This is a genomic window from Mycolicibacterium iranicum, from assembly GCF_002101705.1.
GTDB classification, from domain to species: domain Bacteria; phylum Actinomycetota; class Actinomycetes; order Mycobacteriales; family Mycobacteriaceae; genus Mycobacterium; species Mycobacterium iranicum.
The window spans coordinates 1-20,606 of sequence record NZ_LQPC01000079.1; the positions used below are offsets into that span (position 1 = coordinate 1).

The 20,606-nt window shown below is 62.8% G+C and carries 19 protein-coding genes and 2 pseudogenes; 11 read left to right on the forward strand and 10 right to left on the reverse strand.

The window, feature by feature from the left end; all coding sequences use genetic code 11:
- From AWC12_RS29885 to AWC12_RS29895, 3 genes and pseudogenes are all read left to right on the forward strand, one after another.
- A pseudogene (locus AWC12_RS29885) lies at positions 1-917 on the forward strand (hypothetical protein); the annotation flags it as partial.
- A 269-nt stretch (positions 918-1,186) separates the two neighbouring features.
- Complete coding sequence (gene ripC / locus AWC12_RS29890; protein WP_207548301.1) at positions 1,187-2,281, forward strand: peptidoglycan hydrolase RipC; 1,095 nt, start codon at positions 1,187-1,189, stop codon at positions 2,279-2,281.
- A gap of 113 nt (positions 2,282-2,394) precedes the next feature.
- Positions 2,395-3,663, forward strand: a complete 1,269-nt coding sequence (locus tag AWC12_RS29895; RefSeq protein WP_051226997.1) for a L,D-transpeptidase — start codon at positions 2,395-2,397, stop codon at positions 3,661-3,663.
- Between the two features lie 7 nt (positions 3,664-3,670).
- On the opposite strand, the pseudogene AWC12_RS29900 reads toward AWC12_RS29895, so the two are convergent.
- Together AWC12_RS29900 and AWC12_RS31430 are read right to left on the reverse strand one after the other, a co-directional pair.
- A pseudogene (locus AWC12_RS29900) lies at positions 3,671-4,273 on the reverse strand (NlpC/P60 family protein); the annotation flags it as partial.
- A 529-nt stretch (positions 4,274-4,802) separates the two neighbouring features.
- On the reverse strand, positions 4,803-4,955 hold the full coding sequence (locus tag AWC12_RS31430) for a hypothetical protein (RefSeq protein WP_162562186.1): 153 nt from the start codon (positions 4,953-4,955) through the stop codon (positions 4,803-4,805).
- A gap of 288 nt (positions 4,956-5,243) precedes the next feature.
- Here AWC12_RS31430 and AWC12_RS29905 point away from each other — a divergent pair, with 288 nt between their 5' ends.
- On the forward strand, positions 5,244-5,618 hold the full coding sequence (locus AWC12_RS29905) for a BlaI/MecI/CopY family transcriptional regulator (RefSeq protein ID WP_024444633.1): 375 nt from the start codon (positions 5,244-5,246) through the stop codon (positions 5,616-5,618).
- Positions 5,615-6,535 (forward strand): M56 family metallopeptidase, encoded by a 921-nt coding sequence (locus tag AWC12_RS29910; protein WP_024444632.1) that lies wholly within the window; start codon positions 5,615-5,617, stop codon positions 6,533-6,535. The genes AWC12_RS29905 and AWC12_RS29910 overlap by 4 nt, the downstream gene beginning before the upstream one ends.
- A 33-nt stretch (positions 6,536-6,568) precedes the next feature.
- Here the strand turns inward: AWC12_RS29910 and AWC12_RS29915 are convergent, their stop codons facing one another.
- Complete coding sequence (locus AWC12_RS29915; protein WP_024444631.1) at positions 6,569-7,222, reverse strand: class I SAM-dependent methyltransferase; 654 nt, start codon at positions 7,220-7,222, stop codon at positions 6,569-6,571.
- Between the two features lie 286 nt (positions 7,223-7,508).
- On the opposite strand from AWC12_RS29915, the gene AWC12_RS29920 reads away from it, so the two are divergent.
- Together AWC12_RS29920 and AWC12_RS29925 are read left to right on the forward strand one after the other, a co-directional pair.
- Positions 7,509-7,886, forward strand: coding sequence for a BlaI/MecI/CopY family transcriptional regulator (locus AWC12_RS29920; RefSeq protein ID WP_024444630.1), 378 nt, complete (start codon positions 7,509-7,511; stop codon positions 7,884-7,886).
- The gene (locus AWC12_RS29925) at positions 7,883-8,800 is read left to right on the forward strand and encodes a M56 family metallopeptidase (protein WP_024444629.1); all 918 of its coding nucleotides are present in this window, start codon (positions 7,883-7,885) and stop codon (positions 8,798-8,800) included. Before AWC12_RS29920 ends, AWC12_RS29925 begins: the two co-directional genes overlap by 4 nt.
- A 250-nt stretch (positions 8,801-9,050) precedes the next feature.
- Here the strand turns inward: AWC12_RS29925 and ctaE are convergent, their stop codons facing one another.
- On the reverse strand, positions 9,051-9,644 hold the full coding sequence (gene ctaE / locus AWC12_RS29935; RefSeq protein WP_024444627.1) for an aa3-type cytochrome oxidase subunit III: 594 nt from the start codon (positions 9,642-9,644) through the stop codon (positions 9,051-9,053).
- Positions 9,645-9,972: 328 nt separating this feature from the next.
- Between ctaE and AWC12_RS30915 the strand changes: the two genes are divergently transcribed.
- Positions 9,973-10,269, forward strand: a complete 297-nt coding sequence (locus tag AWC12_RS30915; protein ID WP_131809428.1) for a hypothetical protein — start codon at positions 9,973-9,975, stop codon at positions 10,267-10,269.
- On the opposite strand, the gene AWC12_RS29945 is transcribed toward AWC12_RS30915, so the two are convergent.
- On the reverse strand, positions 10,240-10,836 hold the full coding sequence (locus AWC12_RS29945) for a TlpA family protein disulfide reductase (RefSeq protein ID WP_024444625.1): 597 nt from the start codon (positions 10,834-10,836) through the stop codon (positions 10,240-10,242). The two genes, AWC12_RS30915 and AWC12_RS29945, sit on opposite strands and share 30 nt — an antisense overlap.
- A gap of 114 nt (positions 10,837-10,950) precedes the next feature.
- Here AWC12_RS29945 and ctaD point away from each other — a divergent pair, with 114 nt between their 5' ends.
- Complete coding sequence (gene ctaD / locus AWC12_RS29950; protein ID WP_024444624.1) at positions 10,951-12,696, forward strand: aa3-type cytochrome oxidase subunit I; 1,746 nt, start codon at positions 10,951-10,953, stop codon at positions 12,694-12,696.
- Positions 12,697-12,867: 171 nt separating this feature from the next.
- Here the strand turns inward: ctaD and AWC12_RS31795 are convergent, their stop codons facing one another.
- Positions 12,868-13,179 carry a hypothetical protein gene (locus AWC12_RS31795; RefSeq protein WP_234814211.1) on the reverse strand — a complete coding sequence of 104 codons (312 nt, stop codon included), beginning with the start codon at positions 13,177-13,179 and terminating at the stop codon, positions 12,868-12,870.
- A gap of 509 nt (positions 13,180-13,688) precedes the next feature.
- Between AWC12_RS31795 and AWC12_RS29960 the strand changes: the two genes are divergently transcribed.
- Entirely contained in the window at positions 13,689-14,486 is a 798-nt protein-coding gene (locus AWC12_RS29960) for a serine hydrolase (protein WP_370476083.1), read from the forward strand.
- 31 nt (positions 14,487-14,517) lie between these two features.
- On the opposite strand, the gene AWC12_RS29965 is transcribed toward AWC12_RS29960, so the two are convergent.
- Genes AWC12_RS29965 through AWC12_RS29980 form a run of 4 tightly spaced genes read right to left on the reverse strand, consistent with a single transcriptional unit; the run spans position 14,518 to position 19,599 of the window.
- Positions 14,518-16,062 (reverse strand): fused MFS/spermidine synthase, encoded by a 1,545-nt coding sequence (locus tag AWC12_RS29965; protein ID WP_064280687.1) that lies wholly within the window; start codon positions 16,060-16,062, stop codon positions 14,518-14,520.
- Positions 16,063-16,086: 24 nt separating this feature from the next.
- Positions 16,087-18,222 carry a heavy metal translocating P-type ATPase gene (locus tag AWC12_RS29970; RefSeq protein ID WP_024444620.1) on the reverse strand — a complete coding sequence of 712 codons (2,136 nt, stop codon included), beginning with the start codon at positions 18,220-18,222 and terminating at the stop codon, positions 16,087-16,089.
- Entirely contained in the window at positions 18,215-18,589 is a 375-nt protein-coding gene (locus AWC12_RS29975) for an ArsR/SmtB family transcription factor (protein WP_024444619.1), read from the reverse strand. The genes AWC12_RS29970 and AWC12_RS29975 overlap by 8 nt, the downstream gene beginning before the upstream one ends.
- 32 nt (positions 18,590-18,621) lie before the next feature.
- Complete coding sequence (locus AWC12_RS29980) at positions 18,622-19,599, reverse strand: cytochrome c oxidase assembly protein (RefSeq protein WP_024444618.1); 978 nt, start codon at positions 19,597-19,599, stop codon at positions 18,622-18,624.
- A gap of 236 nt (positions 19,600-19,835) precedes the next feature.
- Here AWC12_RS29980 and AWC12_RS29985 point away from each other — a divergent pair, with 236 nt between their 5' ends.
- The gene (locus AWC12_RS29985; RefSeq protein ID WP_024444617.1) at positions 19,836-20,606 is read left to right on the forward strand and encodes a cytochrome c biogenesis CcdA family protein; all 771 of its coding nucleotides are present in this window, start codon (positions 19,836-19,838) and stop codon (positions 20,604-20,606) included.

Here is a 20,606-nt window from a genome sequence, read left to right on the forward strand (position 1 = left end):
TTCGCACTTCACTCGGAGGTCTTCGTCTTGTCACCTCACCACGCCGTCACCAACGTCCGTGGTCAGTACAGCTAGCAAGCCCGGACCCCGGTTCGCTGACGGCCATCAAGCTGTGGCTATTGATCTACGCGGCGGTGGTGGGGATCGGTGCCTGGGTCTTCGGCGCTCGGTGGTTCGCACGCGCTGACCCCTTCGAGGTGTACAGCATGGCCGTGTCGCGGATGTCGCCTTTCCGACGTGCCCGAGGCACCGGACGCGTGGAGTGGGTCAATCCGCTCGACCACCTGCCGACGCTGCCGGTCCGACCTGGAACGGTGGCAGTTCTGGCGGTATTGCTGGGCTCCACGGCGTTCGACAGCTTCTCCCAGTCCCCGACATTTCGGAACTTCGTCGATCGCGCGGCGGCGGCAGTTCCACTCGTGGGGGATGCCGGCGGCGCGACAGCGTTGCGGACGGCGATACTGTTCGTGTTCGTCGCCGTCGTCGGACTGACGTTCTGTGGCGCCGCTCGGGCGACGGGGGGCATCAATCCACAGCAGCGACAGCAACTTCCGGGACAGTTGGCGCATTCACTTATTCCGATCGTCGTCGGCTACATCTTCGCCCATTACTTGTCGTACCTCGTTGAACGCGGGCAAGAGACGATCGTGCGCCTAGCAGATCCTTTCGGGCTGGGCTGGCAGCTCCTCGGGCTTACGCAGGACGACGTCAGCTACATCTTGTCTCAGCATCCCTCGGTGCTCTGGACGATCAAGGTCTCGTGCGTGGTCGTGGGACACATGGTTGCGGTGGTGTCTGCACATGATCGCGCTCTGCGACTGTTGCCGCGGGATCATCAGATCACCGGCCAAGTGGCGATGATGCTGACAATGGTCGGCTACACGTTCGCAGGGTTGTACCTGCTCTTCGGCGGTTGAGGATCACGCGTCCGTAAGCAGAACGTCAAACCATCTACTAAGTTGAATAGTAGATTATCCAGACGTCGGGAGCGGCGCCGCGTATGGGCTGATCCCGGCGAAGGCGCTATGGCGGAATCCTGTCGGGGGATTCCGCCATAGTCATCCCGGGTCGGGCCTTGCCTATGCTCTGCGGGCTGATTGTTTGGACAAAAGTGTGAGCGTTCTCTAGTGTGATCCGTTATCTACGTACCAACTACGTAGATCAAGGTCACCGGAGGACAGTCGCTTTGAGACACGGGCGCCCGCCGCAGATTTTGCGAAGCGTCATCGCTCTACTTACCCTTGCAGTCTTGACGGTGGGTGCCTCCAGCGTCGCGGGCGTGGTCAGCGCAGACCCTGCCGCGGACGCGCTCGCGCGAATGGCGGAGCTCTCGCGACAAGCCGAACAAGCCAGCGAAGAGTTGTATTCGGCTGAATTGGATCTCGACCTCAAAGTCGAGGCGCAGCGAGCCGCTGAGGAGAAACTGGCGGAGGATCTTGGTCGAGCGGAGGCCGCCTCGGCGGATCTGCGTAGTTATCAAGCTGCTGTTGACCGCGTCGCTGTCGCCGAGTACGTCAGTGGACCTTCCGGAAATATCTCTGCGACGCTGGGTGCCGGCTCACCCCAGGAGCTGCTCGACCGGCTGTCTGTGCAGCGAGTGATGTCCGGGCAGATGAGAGACGCGATGACTCAGTTCAGCGCAGCGCGCACCCGTGCTGCCGCGGCCGAAGACGAGTCTCGTGTCGCTGCCGCGCAGGCGCGTGCAGCGACCGATGCCACCGCGAAAGTGCGCGCCGACATTCAACGTCGGCAGGGTGATCTGCGCACTCAGATCTCAAGTGTCGAAGCACAATATGCGGCTCTGACCACGGAGCAGCGCGCCGTTCTCGCTGCGCCCGGACCGCCCCCGCCTTCTGGGGCCGCACCGCCACCGCCGTCCGATATCGTCGCGATGCCGAACCCTGACGGCGCCGTCCCGGGGCCGCCGGCAGGAACCGGCGGCGGAGCTGCAGTAGTGCAGACGGCCTTGAGTCGAGTGGGCTCCCCGTATGTGTGGGGCGGGAATGGGCCCAACGCATTCGACTGCTCGGGACTCATCAAGTGGTCATTCCTGCAGCAAGGCAAATCGTTACCCCGCTCCAGCCAGGCATTGGCCAGTGGCGGCCAGCCTGTGGCGCTGGAAGCCCTGCTTCCAGGCGACATCGTGACCTTCTACAGCGACGCCTCCCACGCCGGCATCTACATCGGCGACGGCATGATGGTGCACGCATCCACCTACGGGACTCCTGTCAAAGTCGCCCCTATCACGATGGCGCCGATCTACAACGCGCGTCGGTACTGAACCTGTGTGGCGACTCGTTCCGCTGGTCGTCGCGCCGTCGCACCTTCACCGCATCGACCAACTACTATGTGGATACGTAATTTGACGAGGTACCACCCCGACGGATAGTTGTGATGAAAGTGTTGGCTGGACACCGAAAGATAGTTGCGCTGAGCGTATTCGCCGTGGTCGGCGTGCTTGTGACCGCATCGCAGACAAGCGCGCTCAAGTCTCGGCTGTCTGACGCAGTGGTGGCTCCCAGCGCTCTGGAGGCTGAACAGAAGCCCAAGGCCGTGCCCGAACCGCCCGCGGTCGACATTCTTCCGCGAACTGGCGCGAGCGATGTTGTGCCTGTCGGCGCGGTAAAGGTGACCGCGACATCAGGCACGCTGACCGACGTGCGCATGCAGAACGAACACGGTCGAGTAGTCACGGGTCGGTTGACGGCGGGCGGCCGCGCCTGGCAGCCCGACGAGCCGCTTGGGTATGGACGGACATACACCCTCAGCGCAACCGGCCAGGGCAGCGGCGCCACCACAGTGACCACTGTCTCGGAGTTCTCCACCGTCTCGCCACAGGCGCAAGTCGGCGTCACACTCGGGATGACCAATGGCGCTTCCCTTTCGGAGGGCGGCGTCTATGGCGTCGGAACTGTCATCGTGGCGACATTCGACAGGGCAATATCGGACAAGGCTGCCGCCGAGCGTCGACTTCAGGTCACCACGGCGCCCAAGATCGAGGGTGCCTGGACGTGGATCAACGACCGAAAGGCACACTGGCGCCCGCGCGAATACTTCCCCTCCGGCACCGAAGTGACGGTCAAGGCCGGTCTCTACGGCACCCCCCTGGGGGATGGCCTTTTCGGTGAAGAGGACAAGCAGGTCAGTTTCCGGATCGGGCAATCGCGGATCGCGATCGCCGACGACACCACCAAGCAGGTGAGCGTCTACGAAGACGGCGTCCTCATACGGACGATGCCGACGTCGATGGGCAGGGGCGGCACGGAAACCGTCGGCGGCAAGACTATTGCGTTCTGGACGCAACCCGGTGTGTACACCGTGATGGAGAAGCAGAATCCCGTCCTGATGGACTCGTCGACGTACGGGCTACCGGTGGATTCCGCGTCCGGATACAAGATCAGCGTCCCGCACGCGGTTCGGATCAGCCCCGACGGCATCTACCTCCACGAGCGTGAGGCAACAGTCTGGGCGCAGGGCAACACAAACGTGTCAGCGGGCTGCCTGAATCTCAGTGCAGAGAACGCCGAGTGGTACTACGAGTTTGCCAACCCGGGTGACGTGGTGGAGATTCGCAATACCGGCGGCGCACCGCTGGAACAGTGGCAGAACGGAGACTGGTCCGTGCCTTGGGAGAAGTGGATCAGCGGAAGCGCCCTGCGCTGACCGACTGTCAGTAGTCGATGAGTCGCACGACGTGCGAGGTCATCCCGCTGGTGCGGACAGGAGCGATCCGCACTTGGGAGCCTGTGAACGGTGACTCCAGCATCTGGCCCTGACCCAGATAGATCGCAACGTGCTGACTGCCGTTGGGGCCGTAGAAAATCAGATCACCTCGACGCATTTCTCCCACAGGCACCCGGCGGTCCTTTTCATACTGCGCGCCAGAGTATTTCGGAAGGCTGATGCCAACCCCGGCAAAGGCGAAGACCATGAGCCCGGAACAGTCGAAACCGACTGTGCCAGCACCTCGATCGACGCCACGGGTGGCCCCGCTGGCGTTCCCGCCGCCCCAGGAATACGGGACACCGAGCTGGGTCATGCCTCGGCGAATGACGAATTCCACTGCCTGCTGGCCGTATACGCGCGGAATCTGCCCAGGAACGGCGGCAACAGAGGGCGAGGGTTCGGCTATCAAGCCAAGCTTGACAAGGAACTGCCGCCCGAGGCTGGCTGTGACTTGTGCGGACGCTGCCGAGATCTGCAGCACCGAGTTGACAATCGCCACCGGATCCGAGAGGTCCGCGGCGGGAACCGCCGGCACGGCGGTGTCCCACTCTGTGCCAGTGACCTGGGTGTCGGGCGCAGAATCCCAGCTACCCGGCTCGGACGGTGGTGGGGTACTGCGGGCCTTCTCGAGTCGCCCCCGCGCCGTCCGCGCTTCGTCGGTGGCAGAGTCGATTTCGCTCCGTGGCGCGATAAAGGCATCCTCGGAGGCGCGCACAGCGTCGACAGCTTCGTCGTAGCGACTCTGCGCCAGACGTTCTGCGATCTCGCGTCGGATTGAGCTCGACGAGCCGCGGATTCGAGATTCGTGTGTTCGGTTCTCGCTGCTTTCAGCTCGTTACGGGCTTCGAGTGAAGGCCAACGCGAGCGTCTGCTGTGTTCGCGCGACGGAAACGACCTCTTCTCGGCTTGGGGCCCAGATCGTGTTCTCCGCGGGTCCACTCATGTACTGCGTGGCGGTGAACTCGTCGACCGACGCTGGGCGTCTTCCATCCGGGTGGTGGCGTCTTGGGCCCGGCTGCGGGCAGTCTGGACAGAAGTCTTGTCGGCGCGGGCGCTTTCGACCTGGACGAGCGCTCTCATGACTGGCTGTGGACAGAGGCCTGCAGATCGGCGAGGCGTTGATCGGCGCGCGCAACATCTCCGCCCAGTCGCGCGATGGAATTGTCCTGCGCTGAGCCGGGTTCTGCAGTGGCGGTGCCGACCCAATTGAACGCCAGCTTTGAAGCCATGGACAGCGCTAGCACCCATCGTGCCGGTCTTTGCGCCGGATCCATTGGGATATACCTTTCGCCTCCGCGGTGAGCCAATCTACTACGCAGCTACGTACGTGGACGCAACGTATATCACTTTGGTCTCTCAATTCACGTTTGTCACAGACCTGGGACCTCGACGCGGGGGTTTAGTGGCCAATTGAATGCGGTGACGCTGTACGTAAGTGGTCCCCGTGCGGTTAACTTGTTAGCGGCGGGCATATTGAAGGAATCATCGTTGTGACGACATTCGCGGTAGGAGTGACGGTGCAGGAGCGGGGCTTTGGAGACCTGGAGTCGGCGGTGATGGATCGGGTCTGGGCAACGGGGGGCCCCGTGTTGGTCCGCACAGTGTTCGATGATTTGGTCGCGAGCCGAGACATCGCGTATACCACGGTGATGTCGACGATGGACAACCTGCATCGGAAAGGGTGGCTCGCGCGGAAGCGGATCGGGAAGGCCTATAGCTATTGGCCGACGATGACGCGCGAGGAGAGGTCGGCTCACCTGATGGCGCATGCGCTGCATTCCGGAGGCGACGCCGATCAGGTGTTGAATTTCTTTCTGCGTCAGATGAATGACGAGGAGTCGGAACGACTTCGGGTTGCGGTGCGCAAGGCGCCTCGGCACCGGGCGTCATGAATTTCGCCCTCTGCATTCTGCTCTACGGCTTCGTTCTGGCCTGGCTATTGCCGCCGGTCCTTGAGAAGGTGACTCGTAGTGGACGCAATCCGCGCCTGTCCGTGGCGGTCTGGCTCACTGCCGTGGGTTGTGCCCTCGCCGCCTGGATGGCGGCCAGCGTCAATGTCATGGCCGAGCTCCTGATCAAACACGCGGCACTGCCCGCGCAACTCTGTGTGGATATGTTTCTCGCGCTCAATCACTTCGGTTGGCGTGGGCACGTCGTCTTTGTCGCTTCCGCGCTTCTTGTCCTGGGAGTGTCCATCTTGATCGCCAAACGTGTCTTCCTGACGTTACGGCGATTTCGGGAGCGAAGCAGTGAGATCTCTAGAGAAGCAAGGATTCTCGGATCAGTAACCGAGCATCCGGGAGTCTTTCTCATCCAGGCCGATCAGCCCGCGGCATATTGCGTAGCAGGGCCCCCGCATGCCGTGGTGGTCAGCACCGGCGCGGTGGCGCGTTTGAAGGAGACCGAGCTTGCCGCTGTCTTGGCTCACGAAAGTGCTCATCTATCGAGCCGTCACCCTCAAATCAAGATGACTCTGCGTGCACTGGCGTCATCAGTGCCGCGAGTACCGCTATTCCGGGCTGCTGCGGCTACCGTCGAGTTCTTGGTCGAAATGTGTGCCGACGACCGCGCCGCCCGTAGCCATGGTCGCGATGCTCTGTTGGACAGTCTGCTGGTTTTCACCGCGCCGTATCGACTGTCGCCCGGCGGCGCTCTGGGAGTCGCCGACCAGGGGTTTACCTTGCGTGCCAGCCGACTCAGCACCTCTGGCGGAGGAGTCGGCGAAACCCTCAACCGTGTTGTGCTGCTGGCATTGATGGCGCTCATCATCTCGGCACCAGCCGTGGTCATCGCGCTCTGCCAAACGTGAAAGTGGGTGGGTGGAGGTGGCGTGAGTGCTACCTCATGCAGCCGTCTGTGTCTTGAAGGCCACGATGTGGTGCATGCGAGGATATGTGCCTACGTCGGAAATGGCGAAAGCGGCTGTCAAAATCGCGGATTTGAGGTCTGGCCGAGGGTCGTGCGTGGCTTGCTCGCCTCCGACAGATTTCAATAACTTCTGCGCCCAGCGGCGCTCGGGCGGACGGTAGTCGGCCAGGAACAGTCGGCCACTTGGTCGTAGAACGCGAAATATCTCACTGAGGGCCTGGGGCCAGAGTTCTTCGGGAATGTGGTGGAATGCGAGGCTTGACACGGCCAGGTCGAAAGCTGCGTCCGGGAACGGTAGATTCTCAGCGCCCGTCACGGTGAAGCCGCAGTTCACGGGAGTGTGATCGTCGGCGTACTGGATGAGCTGCGCGGACGGATCAATACCGACGACGAAACCGCCGCTACCCACGATGGGTGCGAGTGTCGCGGCGAAGTAGCCGGTCCCGCAACCGATGTCGATGACTTTCTCGCCGAGGGTGGCGCGAGATGCTGTTGCGAACTGTCTCCATATCCGTCGCCGCTTGCCGAGGAATTGCAGGTTGGCGAGCATCTCGTACGTGCGTGGGTTGTGGATTATCCCCGCGTGATGTCCGGGTTGGCTGCCGAGCATTCGATGCGAAAGTGACACTCCGCAAGTCTCCTCTTGATGTCCGCGCGCAATGGGTCGTGGCCGAGGCCACCGGCTACTAAGTACAATAGTACGTAGGCGGATAGTAGATGATGCTGTGGGCGGGGCAAGGTGCTCCCGTCGGGGATCGATCGCTCGTGCAGCCGCGTTGTGCAGGTGGATCAGGCGCTCGGTCGTTGGCATGCGCGGGGACTCCGCCTTTGGCGGCTTGTCGCTTGACGCACTTCGACGAGGCTGGCAGCTAACATAAGGTGCAGATATTGTCCGACGGGTAGGAGCCAGGGCGGTGCAGCAGCGGGGATTCGGCGACCTGGAGTCGGCGGTGATGGATCACGTGTGGGGCTACGGCGAAGAGGTCACCGTACGGGAGATCTTCGATGACATGGCTGCTGAACGGGATATCGCTTACACAACCGTGATGTCCACCATGGACAACCTCCACCGTAAAGGCTGGTTGGAGCGTCGACGGGTTGGCAAAGCTTATAGCTACTGGGCGGCAATGACCCGCGAAGAACGGTCCGCTCAACTCATGCGTGACGCGTTTCAGCACGGGGGAGACGTCGACGTCGTCTTGAGCTACTTTCTGCGCCAGATGAACGACGACGAGTCGGAGCGACTCCGTGCGGCGTTGCGCAAAGTCAGTCGTCGCTCTCGTAAATCATGAGCGCGGCACTCTGCCTGCTGGTCTATGGGGCAGCACTGGTGTGGATGGGGCCGCGACTTCTTTCCTGGCTGTCACGCGGTGGTGGAGCGCCTCGGTTGTCGGTCGTGCTGTGGTTGGTGACCATTGTGATCGCTATTGCCGCGTGGCTCGTTGGCGCGGTCGGCATGCTTGCTGAAGTTTTTGGCCCCCACCCCGCCGGCCCTTTGCGCTATTGCATGGACGCACTGCTGGCGCTCAACCATCTGGGGTGGGCCGGCCACGTTGCCATCATCGTGGCCTGCGCTGCCGCATTGATCGCGACGTCAGTGGTGGCGCGCCGGTCGCTGGTCGCGGTCCGTCGATTCTGGCGGCGCAGCCGGGAGCATGCGCACGCCGCGCACATCCTCGGGTCGCCGTCGACACATCCGGGAGTTGTCGTGCTCCAGGAGCGAAGCGCGGCCGCATATTGCGTCGTGGGACGTCCGGACGCGATCGTAGTGACCAGCGCAGCGATGTCGACACTGAACGAGGCAGAGCTGGCGGCAGTGCTGGCCCACGAGCGTGCCCACCTGGCGGGCCGTCATCCTCAGCTCATGATGGCATTACGAGCATTGGCAACCTCGATGCCGAGATTCCCGTTGCTTCCCAACGCCGTTGCAGTGGTAGGTCGGTTGCTCGAGATGTGTGCCGACGATACGGCGGCGCGCCGTCACGGACGTGAGACTGTTCTGGATGGCTTGATTGCTCTCGCGGGAGCCCCTCGAACTGCAGACGGCGCGCTCGGAGCGGCCGACACTGCCGTGCTAGCCAGGGCTGAGCGTCTCGCCGTGCCGGCCGTAGCCGGCGCCCTCCTGCGCGAGCGAATCGCAACGATCTCAGCCCTGGCGGCGGTGGTCCTCGCCCCAGTGCTCATCGCCGTCATCTGTCATTCCTGAGTGGTCGAATGGCGCCCGCCAGAGGCGTTATGCCGAATGAGGAGTGTGGCGATGAGCGCGAGCCCCCCGACGGCGCCGACGAAGATCCACAACGCCGGCAGCGATTCGCTGCGGTTCTCCGACGTATGGGAGTCGTCGTAGGAATGAGTTGTCGGAGCGGCGGGCTGCGAGGTCTGCGCTACTGCGATTGATGGCACGCTGATGGCTAGGCATGCGACTGCGGCGGCGGCCGCCAGCCAACGCTGGAATCTCATCTCACGAAGTAGATGACAGCGAAAAGGGCGATCCACACGACGTCCACGAAATGCCAGTAGTAGGACACGACGATCGCTGACGTCGCCTGGGCGGGCGTGAATTTGCTCATCTTGGTGCGCGCCAGCAGCATGACGAAGGCGATCAGACCGCCGATGACGTGGAGACCGTGGAAACCGGTGGTCAGATAAAAGACTGACCCGTAGGCGCTGCTCGCGATTGTCGTGCCCTCTTCGACGAGCTTGAAGTACTCGTAGCCTTGGCCGAGCACGAAGAACAGGCCCATGAAGAATGTGACCGTGTACCACCGGCGTAATCCGAAGACGTCGCCTCGCTCGGCTGCGAATACCCCCATCTGACAGGTGAACGACGAGGCGATCAGAACGAGAGTCACCGGCACTGCCAGAGTGAGGTTCAACTCAGTCGGAGGCGGTGGCCACTCCTCGGCCTGAGCCCTGGCGGTGAAGTACATCGCGAACAAGCCGGCAAAGAACATCAACTCGCTCGAAAGCCACACGATGGTGCCGATGCTCACCATGTTGGGACGATTGAGCGAGTGCACCCGCGAGGTGATCGCAGTACCAGTTGCCATCGTCCGCCTCTTGCTCGATCAGCTTATCTACGTACTAACTCAGTACTATCTGAGATAGTAAGGCATTGGTGCTAGCGGGTCTGCCGGAGGCTGAATGCGCGAGGAGTTTGCACTCGCCGAATTGATGTGGGAGGTCGCTGACTCATGTCTATCGGATACCGAGCGTTCAACGATGTGTGTGGCACTCAACGCTTCGGAGTCGGTCCATGTCATTCTCGCGTCAGTGCGCGCCTTGGTGCGGTGTCGGATACCGCTGCCGCGGAATCTATTTGACGAGTTTCACGAGTGGTTCGTTACTTCGCCGCCATTGGATCCGTGCGACCCGTGGATGCCCGTGTGGTTGGAGCTCCACCTGGCCGCAATGGACCTGCGCTGTGCCGACTACACGATGGAACTCGGGGGCTATGGGCGGGAAACGTTGTGCTATTTCATCCTCGATGACGCCGGCGCCGCGGACGCGCCGCACGGCAAGCAGGCAGAGGTCTTACGTCAATGGCTTGGTGCTCACAGGCCAAGTCCGGCACTGCGCGCCGATCTCGTTTCTAGTGGATTTGGATATCTGCTCGACGGCTGGCGCAGGCCATCTTCGGACGACTCAGGACTCCGCGGTGAGGCGTTGGAGTAAGGGCCGCAGATCCTCGGCAAGTACCGCCGTCAAGTACACCGCAGCCACCCGATGTTGTCTGTCGAGGACGACGGTGGTCGGCACGACGCTGGTCGGATAGCGGCGCCCAAACGCGATGAGTGAGCGCATCTCGGGATCGAATATCGATGGGTACGTCACATTGCGATCGGTGACGAAATCGCGTGCCGATTCACGGTTGTCGCGAACATTGATCCCGAGAAATTGAACGCCACGTCTCTGGAACTCGGCGTGGACGGTCTCCAGTTCCGGTGTCTCCGTGCGGCAGGGTGCGCACCACGACCCCCACACGTTGATCACGACGATGTCGCCGGCGAAGTCGGCCACGCTGACAGTGGCGTCGTTCATCAAGTCGGGACCGGACATTGCGCCAATGGATCCACGGTCCGTCGGCGGGTCGTAGAACAACACGGTTTTTCCGCCGGGCGAGACGAAGTCGAAGCTTCCGCTACCCGGCGATGTCTGTCCGGACTCCGTGCACGCGGCAAGCACCACGGTGGTGACAGCCGCGGCGAAGAGGGTTCGGAATGGGCGTGGAAGCGAGAGCATCCATCTCCTGTATCCATCTGACGATAGGGGCTTTCAACCCCAGACGTTTATCTACTAAGCTCGATAGTAGATGGACGGGCTGTGAATACCCGGCCCGTAGCTCTGGAGGTCGGTGTGGCACTGGATGTCTCCGCTATCGGTGAGCTTGAGGCCCGGCGTCCGTTCCCGGCGCGGATCGGCCCCAAGGGCAACTTGATCTACAAGCTGATCACGACCACCGATCACAAGCTGATCGGCATGATGTATTGCGTCGCGTGCTTTGCGTTCTTCCTCATCGGTGGGTTGATGGCGCTGTTCATGCGCACGGAGCTCGCTTCTCCCGGCTTGCAGTTCTTGTCGAACGAGCAGTTCAACCAGTTGTTCACGATGCACGGCACGGTGATGCTGCTGTTCTATGCCACCCCGATCGTGTTCGGGTTCGCGAACCTGGTGTTGCCGCTGCAGATCGGCGCTCCGGACGTGGCGTTCCCGCGGCTGAACGCCTTCTCGTTCTGGCTGTTCCTGTTCGGTGCGTTGATCGCCACCGCGGGCTTCGTCACCCCTGGTGGTGCTGCCGACTTCGGCTGGACCGCCTACTCGCCGCTGACGGACGCGATCCACTCGCCGGGTGCGGGTGCTGACCTGTGGATCATGGGTCTGGCCGTCGGTGGTCTGGGCACCATCCTCGGGGCGGTGAACATGATCACGACCGTGGTCTGCATGCGGGCTCCCGGTATGACGATGTTCCGGATGCCGATCTTCACCTGGAACATCCTGGTGACGTCGATCCTGGTGCTGTTGGCCTTTCCCATCTTGACGGCGGCCTTATTTGGCCTGGCCGCCGACCGCCATCTCGGCGCCCACGTCTATGACCCCGCCAATGGCGGTGTGCTGTTGTGGCAGCACTTGTTCTGGTTCTTCGGGCACCCCGAGGTGTACATCATCGCGTTGCCGTTCTTCGGCATCGTGAGTGAGATCTTCCCGGTGTTCAGCCGCAAGCCGATCTTCGGCTACACGACGCTGATCTACGCGACGCTGGGCATCGCGGCGCTGTCGGTGGCGGTGTGGGCGCACCACATGTACGCCACCGGTGCGGTGCTGTTGCCGTTCTTTTCGTTCATGACGTTCCTGATCGCCGTGCCCACGGGTATCAAGTTCTTTAACTGGATAGGCACGATGTGGAAGGGGCAGTTGACGTTCGAGACACCGATGCTGTTCTCGGTCGGCTTCATCATCACCTTCTTGTTGGGCGGTCTGTCCGGCGTGCTGCTGGCGAGTCCGCCGTTGGATTTCCAGGTGACGGATTCGTATTTCGTTGTGGCCCATTTTCATTACGTGCTCTTCGGCACCATCGTGTTCGCCACCTATGCGGGCATCTACTTCTGGTTCCCGAAGATGACGGGCCGGCTGCTCGACGAACGCCTGGGCAAGGTGCACTTCTGGCTGACGTTCATCGGCTTCCACACCACGTTCCTGGTGCAGCACTGGCTCGGCAATGAGGGGATGCCCCGGCGCTATGCGGACTACCTGCCCACCGATGGGTTCACCACGCTGAACATCATCTCGACGATCGGTGCTTTCATCCTGGGTGCGTCGACGCTGCCGTTCCTGTGGAATGTGTTCAAGAGCTGGCGCTACGGCGAGGTCGTCACGGTCGACGACCCCTGGGGCTTCGGCAACTCGCTGGAGTGGGCCACCAGCTGCCCACCGCCGCGGCACAACTTCACCGAGCTGCCCCGGATCCGTTCGGAGCGTCCGGCATTTGAGCTGCACTACCCGCACATGATCGAGCGGATGCGTCGAGAAGCGCACGTCGGCCGTGCCCACGGACCCGAAGACGGCGACGTGACGAGGATCGACGACGTCGAAGTCCGAAGCTGACCGGGTCGGACAAACAGGCGTGTGCCCCGCTAACGAGCGCATAGACATATGCGCATATATGCATGTATTGTGGGTTCGGTGACCGTGACGGGAGGTGTCGGGTGAGCGGCTTCGAGCATGCAGACGCGAAGGCCGTCGTCATTTTCGCCGACATGTCAGGCTACACCGCACTCAACCGAGGTCCATGGGGATCACCGCGCTGCGGAACTGGCAGATCAATTCGGCTCCATCGCGACGGAAGTCCTGGGCCCTGGCGATGCTCTCATCAAAACCATCGGCGATGCCGTCATGGTGACAGCGCCGGATGCCCACGCGGCTCTTGCCTATCTCACTCGTCTCGGCGAGGCGGCCCGTCGCACTCCCGGCTTCCCGTTGGTACGTGCCGGCCTCAGCGAAGGCCCGGTGATTTGGCGCCGCGGTGACATCTTTGGTGCCACGGTGAATACCGCAGCGCGCTTGGCTGGACTCGCCCACGGCGGACAAGTCGCGACGACACGCGACGTCGCCTCGCGTGCCTGTGTGCCTGCTGACCTCGTGAGGGACATCGGCTCGACCACCATCCGTAATGTGCGTGCGCCCGTCGATGTCGTCATCATCGACTCAGGGTCCAGCCACCAAGATCACGTCGACCCGGTCTGCCGCGTACACCTTTCGGCTGACGCCAGGCATTCAGCGGCGACGCATGAGGACCGCTTGTACTGGTTCTGTTCCCCGCTCTGTGCTGAGCAGTTTGTCCGGCGGCCGCAAACGTATGTGCCCGAGGGAGCTGCCGTCTCGGCCCTGCGTGACAACGCCGAATCTCCGTGTTGCTGAAACACCGCTGATCTTATCGACACACCGCGGTTGCGCCGCCGCTCACGGTGTTGTCCGTGCTACACCTACCTACGTACTGAAGCAGTAGAAGCGATGACAGGTCGGTGGCGTCGCGGCTGGAATCGAGTGGTGTAGTGGCTCAATCGTTCTGCTGGAGGTTGTTGGCGACCGTCGTCGCCGTGAGTGGATCCCTGACCGTGACCGCCGGTGTCCAGGCTCAGCCCGACACGAGCTCGTCCTGTGCCTCCGTTGATGTCCAATGTGTGTTGCGTGATCGCTTCGCCGCCGCTGAGCGATACATCGCCACCCGGCCAGGAACAGTAGGATTTGTCCTCCGGGATCGCGCGACGGGGGCTCGATATCGCAATGCCGAGGCCGGCACGCCGATCTGGACCGCGTCGACGATCAAGCTTGCGATGGTCGCTGACCTTCTTTCGCGCGAACAGGCTGGTGCCCTTCGCCTGCCCGCCGCCGACCGGCAGCAGATGGCCGACATGCTGCGCAGTTCTGATAACGCTGCGGCTGACGCGCTGTGGTCTCGCTACGGTGGTTCGATACAGGTGTTCAACACCAATTTCGCGCGCTATGGCATGCCAAACGTGCGACCACAGCCTGGTTTTGGTGATGTCTATCCGTACTGGGGATATCAGAAGGCAACTGCCGACGATTTCGACGGACTGATGAACTACGTCCTGACCAAGCTCACACCGGCGAACGCAGCCGCCGTCGTCGCCGAGATGCAACGCGTCGTCGGTGATCAGCAGTGGGGAGTGTGGGGAGCGGGAAAGGCCATGAATCCCGGGAGTAAGAACGGCTGGTCCCAGGAGGAAGGTGGATGGGTCGTCAACTCCGTTGGCTTCGCCGGACCACAGCAGCGATACACGTTGGCCATCATGAACTCACTCGGCGGCGAGGGCGGATACGAGGACGGGGTCACTACGACCACCGAACTCAGCCGAATTCTCTTGAGTCTTTAAACGGATCAGACGGGCGCCGCCATAGCGCCGACTACGACCCGCTCAGTTCCCGCCGATAGGGATCAAGGAGTTGGTCTACTGGCGCATAGTCATCGGTGAGCACCCGGGCATTACCGATCCACGTCGAGAGTTCGGCACCAGCTGTCGTGATCCACTGCGTCTGGCGGGTGTCCAAGATGCTCTGTATCGCGCGACGGTCCACGGGGCGATCAGAGGCCACTACGACCACATTCCCGCCGTTGGGTTCCGCCGAATTCATGCCGATGTCGTTGGGTTCACCGCTGAGGACGACATGGTCGAAAACCTCTGTGAGTGTGGCAACTTCAGCGCGGGCGAATGCCATGCTGCCGTAGTCGATAAGGTTTGCGACGTAGATGCCATCCTGCTTGAGGACCCGGCGTACGTCGGCAAGCGCCTCCACAGTAGTCAGATGCCACGGCACACTGACGCCGCCGAAGGCGTCACCGACGATCAGATCGCGGCTGTCGTCGGCAAGTTGTGCCAGCCCGCGCCTACCGTCCTCGACGCGGACCTCAATACCCGAGTCGGAAACCAATCCCAGCTGTTCGCGATCGATGTTCACCACACCACCGTCGATTTCCGAGACGAGGCTCTGGGTTCCCGGCCGTGAGTCGGCGAGGTACCGCGGGAATGTTAACCCGCCCCCACCGAGGTGGTGGGCCTGAAGCGGCTCGCCTGCCGGGAAGGCCCCGTCGACAACCGCTGCGAAGGCGCGGATGTACAGGAACTTCAACAGTGTCGGGTCCAGTACATCGACGTAGGAGTGACGCGCACCGTCGAGGACGAGCGTGCGGCCAGTGTTTCGTTCGGAGTCGGAAAGAACCCGGGCGCAATGGTATTTGGTCTCCACATCGCATCCGCCAGGAGCCGTATAGCCGGCCAGTCCGGCGCCGAAGACAGCGATGGTGAGCACGATGGCGGTCCTGGTGTTCCAGCGGCGTAGGCGCCATTCGATGAGAATGCCACCGAGAACCAGCAGGAGGCCGAGCCCGATGAGAATGACACTGACTGGCACTCGCGAAATGAACACGAACCCCGTGAGGACGGTGCCCGCGATAGCGCCCATCGTGCCTAGTCCGGAGAGTTGTCCCACGACGGTCCCGGTCTGCGCCAGGGTGAGCAGGCGCATCTTGGTCACCATCGGAGTCACCGCGGACAGCAGAGCGCCGGGCACCAGGATCGCCAGCGCAGCGACGAGCAGCAGCGTCGGAGGCGCCCATTCGGCCGCCATCCGAATTCCGGCCGGCGTGAACGCCACCACGGCGCCGGATACTCCCAGAGACAACCCGAGGTAGCGGCGAGGATCGCCGCGGTCAGCAAGCCGTCCTCCTGCCCAGGAGCCGAGAGCAATTGCTGCCAAAGCGATCCCGATAACCAGTGTGCTGGTCTCCAGCGTCAGCCCCAGGTAGGGCGCCAGCAACCGCAGCGCGGTGATCTCGACGACGAGCACCGCGGCCGACGAGGCGAATACAAGGACCGCCGCAGTCCGCGCACCGATGCCGGGTAGTGCCGCAGAGGAAGGAAGGTTAGCGCGATCGGGGTCGGGATCGTTCACGGCGTCAACGTCGGCATTTTTTCGTCAACGCTGATCGCGCCGTTCGCTGTTGCTGATCTCTAGCTGTTGTGGCGCTGAGGATTCAACCGCGGAGCAGCAGTCACACCCGTCATCTGGCGAGCCCTGAGGGGCAGGTTCGATCAGGGTCAACGGCAGCGATGAGCGTTGCGGTGCGACGACGGCAGGACCGCAGCACGCGTCAATGGGGGTAGGCGCCTGACCGATATTGAGGTGATGCGCTGCCGAGTTGTTAACGGGCGCCGCTGTCAACCCGGGCAATGATGGGGTGCGTGCAGCTCGAATTGCGTTTAGGATCACCAGAATTTCGGCAGCCTCATGGATGAACACCACGGTTGCTAGTCCGAGCACGCCGAACGCCGCCAACGGAATCAAAGACCCGATGATTGCCATCGAAAAGCCGATGTTCTGCACCATGATTCGCCGTGCACGGCGGGAATGGGCCAGGACCTGCGGGAGGTGGCGCAGGTCCTCACCCATCAGCGCGACATCAGCGGTCTCGATGGCGACGTCAGTGCCCATCGCCCCCATCGCGATCCCGATATCGGCAGTGGCCAAAGCTGGGGCGTCATTGACGCCATCTCCGACCATGGCGATGGGGCGACCGCGCGACAATTCGCCGAGCATTCGCGCCTTGTCCTCCGGCAGGAGCTCAGACTCGACTCTCGTGATCCCCGCATCCCTCGCAAGCGCCTTGGCGGTCAGCGCATTGTCGCCGGTGAGCATCGCCACCTCGATACCGATCTTGCTCAGCAGTCTCACCGCCTCGGGAGCTTCGGGGCGAAGCTCGTCGCGTACGGCGATCGCAGCCTGCGTTCGGCCGTCCCGTTCGAGCACCACCACGGTCGCGCCGGCACCCTGCATGCGGGCGACGTCATCGGCGAGGGAGAGCGGGGCTACCCAGCTGGGTTTACCGAGTCGCAGTTGCGCTCCGTCGATGCGGCCCTCGATGCCGTGGCCGGCGATCGCGGTGACGTCGGAAGCGGGCGGCACGTTGGTTGTGGCAGCCAAAATCGCTTGTGCGAGAGGGTGTTCGCTGCGTGATTCGAGGGCTGCAGCTGCCCGCAAAGCCTCCGATGCGGTCGTCCCTTCGACGGTGACGACCTCCACCACTTGAGGCTTGTTCCGCGTCAACGTCCCGGTTTTGTCCAGGGCGACGACTTTGATGCGCCCAAGTTCTTCGACCGCGGCGCCACCCTTGACAAGGGCCCCCTGGCGGCTGGCGGCACCGATGGCCGCCACCACCGTGAGAGGAACCGCAATGGCGAGCGCACACGGTGAGGCGGCGACCAGAACCACCAGCGCCCGCTCGATCCACAGCATCGGGTCACCCAGTAGCGCCCCGAGGGCCGCGATGGCTGCGGCCAGCGCCATGATGGCCGGAACCAGGGGGCGTGCGATCCGATCCGCCAGTCGTTGCCCGACGCCCTTGCGCTCCTGCGCTTCCTCGACGATATGAACGATGCGGGCAAGAGAACTGTCGGCGGCCAAGGCGGTGACCTTGACCTCGATCGCTCCACCTCCGTTGATCGCACCTGCGTAGACATCGCTGCCCGGGCCAGCCTCCACAGGGACGGATTCACCGGTGATGGCTGACAGATCGAGGCTGGTCCGGCCTGTAGTGATCGTTCCGTCGGTGGCGGCGCGTTCGCCCGGACGCAGGACCATGACATCACCAACGACGAGGTCCTCCGGCGACACCACCACTTCGTGACCGTCGCGGATGACAGAGGCCTGCGGAGGCACTAGTGACAACAGCGCGCGAAGACCCCGGCGGGTACGGGTAACGGCGTAGTGCTCCAGCCCCTCGGCGATCGAGAACAAGATGCCCAAGAGGGCCGCTTCTGCAATCTGGCCGAGAGCAATGGCGCCGATCGCGGCAATGGTCATCAGTGTCCCGACCCCGATGCGGCGGTGCCATGCGTTTCGAATCGCGTCGGGGACAAACGTCGATGCCGCGACGACCGCGGCGATCAGCTCGGTCGCCAACGCTATGCGCTCATAGCCGGCGGGCCCGATCAGCCAGCCGACGGCGAGCAGCGCCGCCGCGGCGGCTGACATTTGCAGTTCGCGGACCCGCCAGAGCCGTTCGGGCCCTGACTCTGGATCCTTCACGTCGGTCGCGCAGCATGCATCAGACATGATCAACCTCCTCGGCGCGTATCGGAGCCAGTACTGCCGCGGCGAGCTGGCGGCCACGTTCGGTCAGCCGGTACATCACCAGCTTGCCGCTGCGCCGCGAGGAGACCAGGCCGGCGATCTTCAACTGCCTCAGATGGTGGGAGACGAGATTCTGTGCCAACCCGACTACCCATGCCATGTCGCAGACGCACAGCTCGTCCCCGTTGCTCAACGCGGTCGCAATGGACAGACGTGTGGGATCGCCCAGGGCGCGGGACGCCGCGGCGGCGGACTCGACCGCCGCCAGGTTGGGGAGTGATGCGCGGATTGATTCCGCGTGAGGCAGATCGAGGCAGAGGAGATCGCAACTGTCCATTGACTCGGTCATCTCGACATACTAACGGACGTTGTAATGACTTTCTAGGGTGTGCGGTCCGACGAGGAATCCGGGTCAGTGGCTGAAGGATTGTGCAGACGTTGCAGAAAGGCGTTGTACGCCGCCAGGTCTTCATCATGGGTTCCGCCTTCGATGTCGTGCCGCACTGCCGTCTTCTCCTCGTCCCGCCGCCATCGAATGGCGAAGATCAGGACCGTCAACAGTGCGATGGGCTCCCCGTATGACCAGGCGAGGGCCCCGGCGACGGCCTGGTCTGCGACGGGATCGATGCCCCATTCCGGAGGCGGCGAAGCGAAGGTAGTCGTCAATGCCCGTGGCGCCATCATCAAGATCACGCCGATGAACACGTGCAGCGGCATCTCCAGGAAGATGTCGAAAAATCTGCCCAGGTTCGACTGCCGCACCGGAAGTGGATCCGCAGACAGGATTGGCACGATGAACAAGATTCCGGAAGCGAGGAAGAACGCTTCCAGGGCAGTGTGGCCGATCCACGACGACGCCACGACGTCGAAAAGGCTCGATAAGTACAGGCCGTAGTAGCTGAACAGGAATAGCGGGATCGTGACGCCGGGGTGTAGCAGGATCCGCGCAGCTCGGCTGCGCAATGCGCCGAGGGCGACGATGAGTGCGAACCGGCCAACACCGTGATGGGGCGTCGACCTGAGCAGCAAGGCCCCCGGGCTGCCCAGCACGAGCAGCGGCGGCACCAGGATCGACAGCGTCAGGTGCTGAAACATGAAGGCGCTGAAAAGCCGAAATCCGTATCCCTCGATCGCCAGCCCGGTGACCGCCGCCAGGGCGAGGCATCCGCAGAGGAAGCTCACCGTGCGCGGCCAGGGCCACGGCCGCTCCAGCCTGTGCAAGCGAAGTACACCAACAAGGTAAAGGGTGGCTGCCAGGGCGGCCAGCGCCGGGAACAGCGGGACGGCGGTCGGGTACCAACCGATCAACGTGCCGAGTGTGGGCGGCTCTAACGGGAGCGTGCCAAGGCCGTCAAACATGCGCGGCGAAGCCGGAGGACGTGGAATCGGCCACGCTGCAGCCTCCCGATCGCAATCTACTAACGAAGTACGTAGGACAGACGGTACCTGTCTGCGCTGGGATGTCGCACTGCGGTGTTGGACAAGAACTTGCCAGTGTTCGTAATGTTACTAACCTACGTAGTAGATACGTAGACATTCTGGTGAGGACACTCTTTGGGCGTTCGCAGTCACGGCGTGACGTGTTGGAGGCGGCAGTGAACGATTTCACCGAGATCGCCACCACTGGGCCGGTGGCGCTCGCCCTCCTGGTGTCTGTATTGGCGGGGTTAGTGTCGTTCGCATCGCCGTGTGTCGTGCCGTTGGTGCCGGGCTACCTCTCGTACTTGGCCGCGGTGGTCGGCGTCGATGACCGGTCGGCCGACCGCGCGTCCAGAAGCGCTCGACTCCGCGTGGCGGGGGCGGCCGCGCTGTTCGTTGCGGGATTCACCGCCGTCTTCCTGCTCGGAACGATCGCGATTCTCGGGCTGACGACGTCCGTCATCGCCAATCAGATTCTGCTGCAACGTATCGGCGGCGTCGTCACCATCCTCATGGGATTGGTGTTCATGGGGTTCGTCCCCACTTTCCAACGGGACATCAGATTCACCCCTCGATCCTTGTCCACGGTCGGCGGTGCCCCTCTGCTCGGAGCAGTCTTCGGTTTGGGGTGGACACCCTGTCTGGGGCCGACGCTCACCGGTGTCATCGCCGTAGCGTCGGCGACCCAAGGCGCGAACATTGCTCGCGGAATGGTGCTCGTCATCGCCTACTGCATGGGGCTCGGCATCCCATTTCTCTTGCTCGCCTTGGGTTCTGCGAGTGCAATACACGCTCTGAGTTGGCTGCGCGACCACACGCGCACCATCCAGATCGTCGGGGGAGTGATGCTCGTCGCGGTCGGTGCCGCGTTGGTGACCGGACTGTGGAATGAATTCGTCACGTGGGTCCGAGACGCATTCGTCACGAACACGACGTTGCCGATATGA